Source organism: Acinetobacter sp. RIT698 (genome assembly GCF_009668065.1).
Classification (GTDB): Bacteria; Pseudomonadota; Gammaproteobacteria; order Pseudomonadales; family Moraxellaceae; genus Acinetobacter; species Acinetobacter guillouiae.
Genome location: NZ_WJYH01000007.1, coordinates 1 through 14,151 on the forward strand (window position 1 = coordinate 1; position 14,151 = coordinate 14,151).

Here is a 14,151-nt window from a genome sequence, read left to right on the forward strand (position 1 = left end):
TTATATTTCTCTATTGAAAACTAAAATATATTTAATAGCAATAAAAGCCTAAATTTTATGAAGTTTATCTAAGATTAGGCTTGGTTATTGGAACAATAGAGTTTCACAATTTTGAACATAATCTAAGGATAAGGAGATGTTCATGCTTAAAATAAAGCTGTTGTGTGTAACACTTTTTTCATTCAGTGTCTTTGCAATAACTACTGTATATGCACAACCTACAACCTTAAAAAGTATGTCTGATGAGCAACTGTCTGAAACTACAGGTCAGGCACTGATGAGTTTATCGTATATTGCACCTACGGATGCAACAAACCTTGAAGCCAAACGCTCAGGGGGGGATAAAAATATTGGATTTTATAAATTAGGATTGGAGGCAGCATTAGAGCTTAATGTAAATATTAAGAAACTGCAGTTAGGTTGTGGTGGTGTAAATGGTGCAGGGAACTGCGACATTGATATTGATAATTTGGGATTAAGTGGACTAGGAAACTCTGCAACATCAAATACAGATAGTGCTTCTGATCGAGCTGCCCGTGTAGGATCAAGTGCCGTTTTAACCAACCCGTTTATTCAATTTGCAATTAAAAACCCTGAAAGTGCTTCTACTCGACAAGTCGTGGGGCTAAATTTAAGTTCAGAAAAAGCTACAGGTCTTATGACATTTGGTCTTGAGAATGCAGTTGATGCATCTAATAATGGTATACCTAATGGTATAAATAGCCTGAGTGGTTATATGTTGATCGCACAGCAAACAGGTAAAGCGACAATAAATCCAATAACAATTACACAGAATGGTGCAAATAATGCTACTGGTGTCGTTCTTGCAGGTAAAGCCTGTAGTACGGGATTGTTTGGTGGCTGTGGTATTATACGGACAACATATACAACCACGAGTTATGATATAACTCTGACACCCACGTCACAAGCAACTCTTACTTTACCGCAGCAACCAATAGAAGGTAAACGTATGAATTCCGCACTTTTGACTGCATCGACAACTGTAAATAATATTCAGCTTTCCGGTCAATTGGCTGCTGATACTACACTTTTAGGCATTAAGATTTCAGGAAATACAAGTGGAGTCTTAAATAATCTTAAGGTTAATGCAACGATTGATGAAAGTTTAGGATTGTTCCATAAAGCCACATTAAATGGCACTCCTGTTTTGTTGTCCACACAATTTCAAGACATAAAGTGGCCAGGAGCGCAATCTGTAGCTCAAAAAGGTTGGTGGTTAGAGATTTCAAATCCGATTGATATTGGTGACATTACACCAAATAAAAATATTGATATTGCTATGCCAACTATTAAAGAAGCACTGGGTGAGGTAAACAACTTTTTAGCAGATAATTGGGTGTATTGTGGTTCGTTAGCTTTAAGTTGTCTTACTGGTAATATTCCATTGGGAACAGCAAATTTGCCTAATAATGCAAGTCCTGTAGATATGGCAATGAAGAATTTATCATTAAAAAATCAAAATTTCACTCCAAACTGCTATGGCTCATTAAAATTTTGTTAATCAAATGTTTATTATGCTTTAACAGTAATTATGCCAAACCTTATGACTGGTTTATTGTTTAAAAAGATTCATTTGTCGGAAATGATAGATTTTAACCAAAAAAACTTTGTCATAATTAAAAAAATTACATAGTATGAAGTGTGATAGACATAACAAAACTGTATAAACAAGGATATGTATTTTTGTGCAGTTTGAAGTCGGGAATTTAAGAAATAAAATAAAATATGGTGCGGAGCATCGTATAACACAGGAAGGTCGTGGATGACTACACTCAATTATACGGTAAAATTTCATAAAACCGTTTTGGTGAGTTTGATTGGTTTATGCTTAAGCCAATCTTGCTTCGCACTTGAAGAAATGTCTGATGAAAAGTTAAGTGATACCACAGGCGAAGGTATTGCTTTATTGCCTAGAGACACTTATATGGTTTTTCAGGGCGCTGGAGTTAACCAAACTCAAGATACTGTGCTTACAAATCGTAGTTTAGACACAGGCTATATCTATTATGTTCCTGTGGGACCTTTGTCATCAATCGTTCAAGATACCAATAAAGATGGTGTTGTGAATGCCAGTGATCATTCAGTCGGGAAAGCTGATTTATATCTATATGGTTTAGCGTTGTCTAAAAATGCCAGCAATAATGCCAACCTTAGATTGGATGCGGGATCAACCAATGGCGTAGCGAATGCTGCGATTAAAAGCTGGGGAACTGCAACCAACCCTTGGATATTCAATGTAAAAACAGACCTCAATGTACCTGACTTTGGTGCAGGTGCGGGTTCTGTAACGTATTTAAATTTTGAAGCGCCGTTATATGAAAATTTATATTCATTTGCTGCTGATAAGAAAACAGTGACGACCAGTGCTTTTGTCAATGATGTTGGTGGGGAAGATGCATATAACCTTAAACTTGCATTTTGGGCAGATGGTTTTGTACGCGATCAAAGTAAGGCTGACAAAGATCCAAATCAATTTAATCTAGGCGAGGGGTTTAGTACCACTGCGACGGGGCGAGCAAACCGTATTCGCTTACAAGGTATCTTTAACGGTTTTGGATTAAATGGCAGTAAAATTCAATTATTCCAAACGCTCGGTGGTGCTACAAATACGGGTGGTATGAGTGCTTTTTATAACAATACTTTAGGTTTGGCTGGTGTTATACGATTAAATAGTGGTGATGGTTCAAAATTATTGGGAACATCTACAGCAAACTCATGGACTGCTCCAGCGAATTTGATGAGCCATGTTTTTAGGATTAGCACTCAAGAATGTGGGGTTGGTAACTTAAATGGTTGTACCACACCTTCAGCGCAAGACATCTTGTCGACTCCAGCAATTAATGGCGGAACAGCACCGACTTTTTCAGATAAAGAAGGTATTTATATTTATAATTTGAATACCAATTTGGTGCTTGGTTCATTATATCAGCCTTTGATTCTCGGATCTGATGGCACAAACTTTAGTATAGAACTGGCTAGAATCCCAAATAAAGAATCAATTTATAAGAAGATCTATACGGATTATACAGGGGCGGATACTTCATATACTGGGTCTACTTGTAATGTTTATAACTGTGGCACAAGTTCAATAGCGGGTTATCAAGGCAGTTCGGCAACACACAGTAGTATTAGTATAGGGACTGTTTATAGTATGGATGCAGGGAAGACTTTACTTGCAGATAAATCAGCAGGGGCTGTAGGGGTTTCATTTAATCAATTAAACAATGCCACCAGTTCAAATGCACAGAATAACTTAGGATCTGCCTTGATTGATGGAATGCTGATTCAGCATATGAAAATAACCACCAAAGGCCTATAGGATAGGAAGAAATATAATGAAAAAAATAGTACTTCTTATTTTAACCAGTTTGGTGAGTTCTCATTTGGCAGCGATGGAGGCTTTAACTGATTCAGACATGCAGCAAGTTGAAGGACAAGCAGGTGCCGATTTATCTTTAAAATTGGTATTGAACCAAATTAATGCAAGTGATTCATATTACACCACAAATAATGCCTATAAGTTTGATAATGGTACTGGCGGTATTTGTGAGAAATTACAATTTTGTCATTTGGCATTGTCTGTCAATAATCGCTATGTTGATGCAAATGGTTTAGCCAGTAGTACTGAAGGGAATAAACTTTGGGTGGTCTTTAAAGGTGTACAAGGGACGATTAATATCCAGAAATTGGGTTTGGACGGTGTTGATTTGGTCTATAAAAATACCACTGCTATGCAGATGATCAAACCCGCAATTCAGTTATCTTTTGATGCGAATCAACCGATTCAAATTCGTAATTTTGGCTTCAACTCTCTTTCTATCGAAAAAGATGATTTCACCAGTAAAACTAATCCAGATGGAACAGTTACGGAAAACTCATCGGGTGCAACGGAAGGCCAGTATGGTTATTTAAAAGCCAATAAATATGTAGCAAAACCTCAAACAACGGGCGCTAATGGCTCTACCGCAAACAATTATGATGTCGGTCGAGAAACGGGCTTTATGGGGGTACAAATGAACGGTAATCTTGTGCTGCAGGGCAAGCTGATGATGTTTAGTTGTGATTCTACAATGAATAAGCGTTGCTAAAATAAATCTGAGGGTTTAGGGATGAACATTAAAAAACAACAATATGGAAAAAGATTTATTTTAAATACATTGGCTTTGAGTTTGTTGGCTATACATGCACCTGTTTATGCATTACAAGCTTTAGATGATAGCGATTTAAGAAACATAAATGGTCAGGATGGCGTACATATAGAGGCTAGCTTAAAAGAAGCCAATATTAAAACATTGTACTGGACAGATCAGGCAGGTCGCGCAGAAGCAGATGCAACCAGTCAAGCGCTCGTTGCAACAGCAGATACGGTTAAAATACAGCAGAGCAATACCTCTACAGATCCATTAAAAGCAGATATCAAGCTTAATATGGGCACTGTTGCGGGTAAAACTGGAGTGAATTTAGATTTATCACTCTCTCCTATGCTGATGACCGTCGATTCATTTCGTGTTTGTGATAGTGATCCAAGTGGGGCGCGTTGTAGTGCAAAGTTGGGTAATTTAGCGGTACAGACGGCATCAAATACCAGTATTGGATTAAAAACAAGCAATGGTCTTTTAAGTAAAACAGATCAAGTTGAGCTAACTTTAGGGCTTCAAAATGCCAACATCTATTTAGGCCAAAGCAGTGCCACAAATCAATTAAATCAACTGATTTTAAAGAATTTTAACTTTAACTTTAAAGGAAAAGGTTTTGCGTTTATCGATGCAGCTGAAGGCTTTAAATTACAAACGAATTCTGGAAGTAATATCGCGGGTGCAAATCAGGCACCAGATACGAACTATGGTTATGTAGATTTAACCCGTGTGGTTGATCCCGCTTCATTAAAGGCGGGTTTTATAAACACAGGCAGTTATGGAAATGGGACTTCCACAACCAATGCGGGTTTAAATCTTGAAATTATGGTGAATAATAAAGGGATCAATCCTACATCGCTTTATGATGTCGATAGCTATAATACCCCAACAGGTGCTAAAGGGCTGATTCGCGTGGGTGCCAGTGGGCGTATGGTGAATGGTTCATTGCAATTTCGTGGTGTACAGAATGCCAGTAGTTTAATTGGTTCTGCTGTTAATTCGAGTGGTGCAGACACTGGAAAAGATATTGTTGGTGGTTCTGGTATCGCATTTCGTATGAAGACGGATTTCACCAAAGAAGGTGACACAATGCTTGCTGGTGGTGGCGATGCAACAACTTTGGAAATTGGTGGTGCTGGATTAAATAGTTACGGTTTTGAGTTTGGTAATTTAACCGGTTTACAAAAGGGAACGCGTGCTTCTTTTGACACAGGGAATGTTTTTTTAAACCTTACCGACTCTAAGCAAGTTACGATACCTGTAAACACAACCTTCCAAAATTCAAGTTTTGGTAATGGCCAAGCTTTAACTAATTTAAGTGATTATAAACAAGATATTTATACGACCCTATCAGCTGGTAATCGTCCTTATGCTGTGGTCGCTTCAATTCGTGGTGGGGAATTCCAAGCCATCTCTAGACGAGGGAGATTTACCACTGCCGCTGGTGTTGCTGCTGGTAATTTATTTACAGAGAGTGGTTTAAATAATCAGTGGGGACTGGCTTTACCCTTTTATAACTTAAATGCCAATTTAGCGATGTATGGCACAACCGTTGATGCTGATAAAGCCTATTATTATTCAGCAGATGGTGCGAAAAGCAGTGTCTCAAATACAGCCGGTATGCAAACCTCTAGACTCGGTTTTTCTTTAGGTTTAAGTACAGAGGGTGTGGATAAAAATGGTACAACTAAGCTTGGCAATAAAACAACCTCGATTCTGGTGATTGATGGTGGTCAGGTGAAAAATGATGCAGGTATTCCAATTGCGGGTACCTCTAAAGACTATTATTTAGGTTTAAGAAACATCGATATGTTGCTGAAAGGTAATGGCAGTATTGGAGTTGAAAACGGAAGTTTAAATTTAAGTTTAAAAAATATGTTGGTGGTGATGGCAGCTGAAGTTGCGGCAGGTTATTTACCTGGAACAACCTATGCATCATGTGCAGGTGGTATTGCGACAGCAAGTGTCGCTTGTGGCAACAAGGGAGCATCTGATTCCAATAATTTCGCCAAAAGTGATGATGTCTTGTTTGGTCTAAAACTTCGCTTTGGTGGTGATATGGATTTGTCACTTATTCCAAATAGTGAAATTAAAGCAGATGGCACAGGCAATCGTTTAACTGTGGTCGGTGATTTAAAATTAGCAGCTACAAATAACACCATCCAGATTAGTGATCCTGTCAATGGTTCTATACTCGGTTTAGATAACTTGACGGGTGATATTCGCTTTAACAATGCTATTGTGCTCAGTAAAAACTCAACGAGTGGGACTGGTCAGGTTGGATTTAATGCAAGTTTACAATTTAATCCAACACAGTCAGTCGGCGGTGTATTTAGAGCGAGAGATTTAAACTTCTATCCTCCATCTATAAATGGTGCTTTAGTATCAGGTGCGCGCTTAGGTGAAATTGCGTTAACAGGAGGCCGGTTGACCAGTGAATTCAACATTGTTCCACGGAATTAATTCGTTATTGGTCGGCTTGTGCTTTTATCGTACAGAATTTCTGATTAGACTGTGATGTGGTAGGCAGTATATAAATTTTCCTAAGGATTAGGATAATGAAAAAAAATAGAAACCTAGGATGTATATCATTATTGATACTGAGTCCAATTGCGCTGGCAATGGAACCTATGGATGATCAAAGTCTTTCCCAAACAACGGGGCAAGATGGGATAAATGTTGGTATAAATCTGAGTAAAGTTCAACTCAATCAAATTTCAATTATTGATCGTGACGGATTAGGCTCAACTGTGAATGATGCAAATAAAGCATCGCTGGTTCTTGCGGGTAAAAGTGCTGGTACGGTTGCTGACCAAAGTGTTGATATTACTTTTCTAGGCGCTTCAAACACCCCAACCATGAATATAGTCATGGATACCGATGGGGGTGCTACAGGTGGAGCAAGTGGTAAACCTTTTGCCAATATTGGAATGAGCTTCGGAAGCAATATTACGGGGATTAAAGTTTCACCATTTGCGCTTTACTTGGCTGGAGCGAGTTCATCTTCAGGGCCTGCTGGATATCAATCTATTTTTACAGGTACCAGTGAAAAATCCGATGTCATTAAATTTTTAAAACTGAGTGATGGTTTTGATATCAACTTTGCTGCATCCAAACCCACCATTAATTTACAGTTTGGCAATGCGCCTCAAGGGCGTATGATTGCCTTTGGTGGTGCAATTCAATCGATTTGTGGTACAGGATCAGGCTGTGCTATTGCACTTTTATCGGATGATAGTGATATTGGTGCAAATTTTAACTTCCAATTAACTGGAACAGATAAGGTCAATGGTTTTTCATTAAACGGTTTCTATGCTGGCGTTGAACCAACAGGTTTTGTCTTTGGTAATACAGGTGAATCGAGTAAGTTTGATCTGGGTATCAATCAGATGATTATGGGAACGAGTGGGGCAAGTGCGACAGGGACTTTTAATGGTCTGCAAAATGGCTCGATGGGGAACTTTGGGGCAATCGGAACATCAGTTACAGATTTAAAAGTAAAAATTAATGGTCTGTAATGATGGTCTATAAAATACCAAAGCATAAAAAACCCTATAAGTTGTGTGCTTATAGGGTTTAGTTTATTTCAGAGCTTTTTTAATGCGGTTGAAAAATTACTTCACCAATTTAGCCATTAAATCATCTTTGCTTAAATTTACAGATTCGGCATCTCTACGACCTTTATATTCAAAAGTACCTGCATCTAAGCCTTTTTCACCAATGACAATACGGTGAGGAATACCTGTTAGTTCCAAGTCAGAGAACTTAACACCAGGACGCTCATTACGATCATCCAGTAATACATCATAGCCTGCAGCTTGTAATTCAGTATAAAGCGCTTCAGCTGCTTCAAGCGTACGTGGAGATTTTTGCGCATTCATTGGCACAATTGCAACTTCGAAAGGGGCAATTGCAGATGGCCAAATAATACCTTTCTCATCAAAGTTTTGTTCGATCGCGGAAGCAACTACACGGGTTACACCAATTCCATAACAGCCCATTGTCACTACTAATGGTTTGCCATCATCACCCAAAACTTTACAACCGAGTGCTTCTGAGTATTTGGTGCCCAATTGGAAAATATGACCAACTTCAATACCACGTTTAATTAAAATCGTGCCTTGACCATCTGGAGATGGGTCACCTTCAACCACATTACGTAAGTCAAAAACTTCGGTAAATGTTGCATCACGGTCCCAGTTGATACCAGTGGCATGCTTATCTACTTCATTGGCACCCGCAACAAAATCTGAAAGCACAGAGGCTGCACGGTCAATAATCACAGTTAAGCCTTTCTCAACCAGTCCTTGTGGTCCGCAGAATCCCGCAGTTAAACCAAGAGCATTCAGTTGAACATCTGTTGCAAATGTTAAAGGTGCTGCAATCAGTGGATGCTTTTCAGCTTTAATTTCATTGAGCTCATGGTCGCCACGTAGGAATAACGCGATTACAGGAACATGACCCTTTTCATCAGCAATACCTTGTACAAGTAAGGCTTTTACTGATTGCGCTGGATCTGTATTTAAAAATGCAGAAACATCAGCAATGGTTTTTTGATTTGGTGTGTCTACAATTTTTAGATCTTGGGTGGGTGCTGCGCGTTCACCAGTCAATACTGCTTCAGCCATTTCAACATTGGCAGCATAGTCAGATTGTGTTGAGAAAGCGATATCGTCTTCACCACTTGATGCAAGTACGTGAAACTCATGTGAACCTGAACCACCAATCGATCCTGTGTCTGCTTGAACAGGGCGAAAATTTAAACCTAAGCGGGTGAAAATTCGGCAATACGTGTCGTACATAACATCATAAGTTTCTTGTAATGACGCTTGATCGACATGAAAAGAATAAGCATCTTTCATAATAAATTCACGCGAACGCATCACACCGAAACGTGGACGAATTTCATCACGGAACTTAGTTTGAATTTGATAGAAATTCATTGGAAGTTGTTTATAACTTTTTAATTCATTGCGAGCCAAATCCGTAATGACTTCTTCATGAGTAGGACCAAGAACAAAGTCATTGCTATGGCGGTCTTTAAAACGCAACAGTTCTGGGCCGTATTGTACATAACGACCAGATTCTTCCCATAGTGAAGCCGGCTGCGTCACGGGCATTAATGTTTCCAAAGAACCTGCACGATTCATTTCCTCACGAACAATCGCTTCAACTTTATTGAGCACACGTACACCCATCGGCAACCAAGTGTATAAACCTGAAGCCAATTTACGGATCATCCCAGCACGTAACATGAGCTGATGTGAAATGACTTCAGCATCGTTTGGGGTTTCTCTTAACGTTGCAAATAAAAAGCGACTCGCGCGCATGGAAACTGTCCTAAAATTTTTAGATTTAAAGGAATGATTATACGATAAAAAAATACGATAAAAAAATAAGCTGAACATTTTTAATGATTGTTTAAATTGAAAACTTTCTATTCTTATATTGGCGATGCGATCAGAGTTCGGTTTTAACTTGAAATTATCCGATATCGTGATCGGTTGTTCAAATCATTTATATTGTTTTGTTAAGTTTTTATCAACAATAGGGTCAAGAAGTTTCGAATTAAAAAGTGATTATTCAAGTTTTTTAAGGCGATTAATAATATCATCATAGTAGGTTTGTGTCTTGCGGTAGTTGTCTTGTAGGCTTCCAATATAATTCTTTGTTTTATCTATGTTTTCAGAATTGTATTTGATCCGGTCTTTGAGTGTAACAGGAACAGAGTTACCTTTGCGGTAGTACTCCATTTCTTGTCTTTTAAGTATAATACGATCACTTTGAAGCTGTTTAAGTGTTTGGTTTTGTAGTGTTATTTGTTGTTTTATATTGCTTAGAAGTTCATTTCTTTTGTTAACAGCGACAGATGAGTTGCCATAGGCACGCTTTAAGCGCGCATCTTGTTCTAATTTACGCACTTCAGATGCGCGTGACGTCGATTGCTGTAAATCTTTTTCGACATTATAAGCATGATTACGTTTGATCACTTGCATGTTGCGATCCAGCGCTTCATAACCATTTTTTATGTGTGCTGGTGTAACCGAGGTACTGATATTGGCCACCCCATTTTTATCATAATATCGATACCATACCGCTTTAGCCTGAGGCGTATCGGCATAGACCGATAAAGTACAGATGAGTAAGCTGACTGAAAGGGCGGTATTGCATATTTTTTTTGTTTTTGACGCTATATTTTGGTAATAGATTATTCTATCCATTTAAAGTCTACCATCCCCAAAAAATCAATGTAAGTTATATGATTTTGAAACTATCTTTGGTCATTTTATGTGGTTACAAAATTTTAATAAACAATTAACTTCTAAAAAAAAGCAGAATATTTTTTTTTATGTGAGCTTTACTGTGTTTTACTGTTTGAAGTGAGATTTCCGACAAGAAATGTTCATTGATAAAGTGAGTTAATATATGTTAAAAAAACATGATTAATTGTAAAAATAAATCTGTACAGCACAATTCATTCCAAGCTTACGGAAAGGGGCATTAAATGGACGATAAATTTCAAAATCTAAAAGTCATGGTGATCGATGATTCTAAAACCATTCGTCGTACTGCTGAAACATTATTACAAAGAGAAGGTTGTGAAGTTGTCACTGCTGTAGACGGTTTTGAAGCCTTATCTAAAATTGCTGAAGCAAATCCAGATATTGTTTTTGTCGATATCATGATGCCTCGTCTAGATGGCTACCAAACCTGCGCTTTGATTAAAAACTCCCAAAATTATCAAAATATTCCAGTCATCATGTTATCTAGTAAAGATGGCTTATTTGATCAAGCAAAAGGTCGTGTTGTCGGTTCGGACGAATATTTAACAAAACCATTTAGTAAAGATGAACTATTAAATGCTATTCGCAATCATGTGACTGCTTAACTGAACGGTTAATTTGGGGGAAATAATGACAAAAATTTTAATAGTTGATGATTCACCAACAGAAATGTTTAGATTTAAAGAAATTCTAGCTAAGCATGGATTTGAAGTGATTGAAGCAACCAATGGTGCAGATGGTATTACACTCGCGCAAGCTGAATTGCCGGATCTTGTGTTAATGGATGTTGTTATGCCTGGTGTAAATGGTTTCCAAGCGACTCGTCAGATCGCACGTGGTGCAGCGACCAAGCATATTCCAATTGTGATTGTAAGTACTAAAGATCAAGAAACCGACCGCGTTTGGGGAAAACGTCAAGGGGCTTGTGACTACTTAACCAAACCGATTGATGAGAATCAGCTGATCAGTACGATTAAGCAACATCTACAAGCAGGATAATGTATGGCAGCAAATGGATTTATCGAATTACTTCGATTGTCTAAGCGAGGAAATAAAAATTACGCTGACAATGAAAATGAAGTAAACCGATGGTCAGGCATTGCATTTGAAATGATGGGGCAATATTTTGTTGCGCCTTTGGGTGAGGTTTCAGAAGTTATTTATCCGCCAAAATACACACCCGTTCCCAATGTTCAGGGATGGGTGAGAGGTTTAGCGAATATTCGCGGACGGTTATTGTCAGTTTCTGATTTGGCTTTTTATTTAACGGGGCAAAGAAGCCAATTTTTACCTACTCAAAAAGTCTTATGTATTAGTCATAATGACCACTATGTTGGTCTGATCGTAGATCAGGTTTTGGGGATTCAACATTTTAATAAAAAAGGTTTTTTTTCTAAAAACAATCAATTAGAAGAAAACCTTCAAACCTATTGTCAGGGATATTTTCAGCAGCATAATCAGGCTTGGAATATATTCTTGTTTAGTCGTTTGTTAAATGATCCTCAATACATGAATGCATCAGAAAAATTTATAAACTAGCTTTGACGCCTAATGAGAGTTAAGCGAATCGGGAGAAGCTGAATGGGCTTTAAACTAAAGAAGAAAAATACAGGGGATACTGCTCAAAAAAGTAGTTCAGGCGTATTAACCAAAACCAAATCAAAAATTGATGAATTTGCTAAGTTGTTTGGGGAAAGCGACAAATCAAAGCCATTTATTCAAATGGCAATTGCCAGCATCATCGTTGCGATTATTTTGCTTTTGGTTCTATTCTATACAGTTCCTCGAAATAACGACTTAACTCGTAGCTTGGGTGAATTAAAACTTTTATCACAGACCTTATCTCGTCAAGCAGCTGAAGCCACTGGATCAGGTTCGACAAAATCAATAGAGGCTTTAGTTGCATCACAAAAGAAATTTAAAGAAAACTTAGATGTTGTCAAAGATATTCATGCATCTTCAAAACAAGTGGAAGACGTTGAAAAAACATGGAAACAAGTTTCTGCTGATATCGACATGATTGCGACACATCAAAAGATCATTAACCAATTATATGATACCAATATCGCTGTTGCGGATGTGATCCCTGGCATGCAGGCTGAATATAATGCAATGGTTGACCAAATGGCACGTGACAATATGTCAAGTACTCAGGTTGTTATCGCAAAAAACCAAGTATTCCTTGCGGAACGTATTTTACGTTCTATTGGTTCAGTATTAAGTGGTTCAGAGAATACCCGTGTTTCAGCAGATGACTTTAATGCGGATACCGAAACATTTGGTACGTATTTAAATGCGCAACTCAATGGTAGTGCCGATTTAGGTGTAATACGTATTGATAAACCTGAACTACGTGAGTCTTTAGAAAGTATTAAAGCGGATTACAATGAAATTGTGCAATTGGCATCAACTTCTGTACTAAAGAACTCTGATCAGATTTTTAAAGTACGTCAGGCATCGTCAGACATCTTTGCGCAATCGGATAATTTATTAAAAGGTTTGGATCGACTTTCGGTAAATACTGGTGTGGGTACGATTTTACCTGCATTGATTTTACTCCTTGCACTTGGCGCATTCTTATTTGCTGTATTTAAACTACTCGGTTTACGTAGTGAGTCAGATAAAGTTCGTGTAACACGTTTACAAGATGAGTATGACCGTAACCAGAATGCGATTTTACGTTTACTTGATGAAATTGCCGATTTGGCAGATGGTGATTTAAGTTCGTATGCTACGGTATCGGAAGACTTTACTGGTGCAATTGCCGACTCGATTAACTTTGCGATTGACCAATTACGTGACCTGGTATCTCGAATTAATGACACTTCTCAAGAAGTTGCACAATATACGCAGAATACGCAACAGATTACTAACCAGTTGGCTGAAGCTTCTGAGCATCAGGCGCAAGAGATTGCAGGGGCATCAACAGCGATTAATGAAATTGCACAGTCGATTGACCACGTATCTGCAAATGCTGCTGAATCAGCAGAGGTAGCACAGCGTTCTGTACAAATTGCATCAAATGGTGCAGATGTGGTAAACCGTTCAATCGAGGGGATGGATACGATTCGTGAGCAGATTCAAGAAACTTCTAAGCGTATTAAACGTTTGGGTGAGTCTTCTCAAGAGATTGGTAACATCGTATCGCTGATTAATGATATTGCCGACCAAACCAACATCTTGGCATTAAACGCAGCAATTCAGGCATCTATGGCAGGTGAAGCGGGTCGTGGTTTCGCCGTGGTTGCGGACGAGGTACAGCGTCTTGCTGAACGTTCAGCATCTGCAACCAAGCAGATTGAAACACTGGTTAAAACCATTCAGACCGATACCAATGAAGCCGTAATTTCAATGGAACAAACCACCTCGGAAGTTGTGCGTGGTGCGAACCTTGCAAAAGATGCGGGTGTTGCCTTGGGTGAGATTCAAACAGTATCAAGTAACTTGGCTGGTTTGATTGAAAGTATTTCTGAGTCAGCGAAATTGCAGTCTGCTTCAGCAGGTCATATTGCAAATACGATGAATGTCGTACAAGAAATTACCTCACAAACCACTGGTGCAACATTTGATACAGCCCGTTCGGTTTCTGAATTGGCAAGTATGGCGGATTCATTACGTCAATCAGTTTCAGACTTTAAACTGCCTGACTAAAACGATTGATACTTTATATATGTGCAATATCGACTGTAACAAGTGGCTATTGCACAGAA

Annotated in this window: 11 protein-coding genes; 9 read left to right on the plus strand and 2 right to left on the minus strand. The window is 38.4% G+C overall.

The features are described from left to right. The first annotated feature begins 142 nt into the window (after positions 1–142). The 5 genes from GJV03_RS04610 to GJV03_RS04630 all read left to right on the plus strand — a co-directional run bounded on the left by GJV03_RS04610 (position 143) and on the right by GJV03_RS04630 (position 7,675). Complete coding sequence (locus GJV03_RS04610; RefSeq protein ID WP_105714359.1) at positions 143–1,522, plus strand: hypothetical protein; 1,380 nt, start codon at positions 143–145, stop codon at positions 1,520–1,522. 261 nt (positions 1,523–1,783) lie between these two features. Further along, complete coding sequence (locus GJV03_RS04615; protein WP_004723809.1) at positions 1,784–3,340, plus strand: hypothetical protein; 1,557 nt, start codon at positions 1,784–1,786, stop codon at positions 3,338–3,340. A 16-nt stretch (positions 3,341–3,356) separates the two neighbouring features. Then, positions 3,357–4,109 carry a DUF6160 family protein gene (locus GJV03_RS04620; RefSeq protein ID WP_004723808.1) on the plus strand — a complete coding sequence of 251 codons (753 nt, stop codon included), beginning with the start codon at positions 3,357–3,359 and terminating at the stop codon, positions 4,107–4,109. A gap of 21 nt (positions 4,110–4,130) precedes the next feature. Further along, positions 4,131–6,620: a DUF6160 family protein gene (locus GJV03_RS04625; protein WP_154129576.1), complete on the plus strand. Its 2,490-nt coding sequence runs from the start codon at positions 4,131–4,133 to the stop codon at positions 6,618–6,620. A 95-nt stretch (positions 6,621–6,715) separates the two neighbouring features. After that, positions 6,716–7,675, plus strand: a complete 960-nt coding sequence (locus GJV03_RS04630; protein ID WP_105714357.1) for a DUF6160 family protein — start codon at positions 6,716–6,718, stop codon at positions 7,673–7,675. Positions 7,676–7,771: 96 nt separating this feature from the next. Here GJV03_RS04630 and GJV03_RS04635 read toward each other — a convergent pair whose 3' ends face one another. Together GJV03_RS04635 and GJV03_RS04640 are read right to left on the minus strand one after the other, a co-directional pair. Continuing rightward, entirely contained in the window at positions 7,772–9,487 is a 1,716-nt protein-coding gene (locus tag GJV03_RS04635; RefSeq protein WP_154129577.1) for a proline--tRNA ligase, read from the minus strand. A 249-nt stretch (positions 9,488–9,736) separates the two neighbouring features. After that, positions 9,737–10,378 carry a hypothetical protein gene (locus GJV03_RS04640; RefSeq protein WP_105714355.1) on the minus strand — a complete coding sequence of 214 codons (642 nt, stop codon included), beginning with the start codon at positions 10,376–10,378 and terminating at the stop codon, positions 9,737–9,739. Between the two features lie 284 nt (positions 10,379–10,662). On the opposite strand from GJV03_RS04640, the gene pilG reads away from it, so the two are divergent. The 4 genes from pilG to GJV03_RS04660 are packed head-to-tail and all read left to right on the plus strand — an operon-like array spanning position 10,663 to position 14,092. Then, on the plus strand, positions 10,663–11,046 hold the full coding sequence (gene pilG / locus GJV03_RS04645) for a twitching motility response regulator PilG (protein ID WP_004723803.1): 384 nt from the start codon (positions 10,663–10,665) through the stop codon (positions 11,044–11,046). Between the two features lie 25 nt (positions 11,047–11,071). Then, entirely contained in the window at positions 11,072–11,440 is a 369-nt protein-coding gene (locus tag GJV03_RS04650) for a response regulator (RefSeq protein ID WP_004723801.1), read from the plus strand. A 3-nt stretch (positions 11,441–11,443) separates the two neighbouring features. Continuing rightward, positions 11,444–11,980: a chemotaxis protein CheW gene (locus tag GJV03_RS04655; RefSeq protein WP_004723799.1), complete on the plus strand. Its 537-nt coding sequence runs from the start codon at positions 11,444–11,446 to the stop codon at positions 11,978–11,980. A 42-nt stretch (positions 11,981–12,022) separates the two neighbouring features. After that, entirely contained in the window at positions 12,023–14,092 is a 2,070-nt protein-coding gene (locus GJV03_RS04660; protein ID WP_105714354.1) for a methyl-accepting chemotaxis protein, read from the plus strand. Positions 14,093–14,151 lie beyond the last annotated feature (59 nt).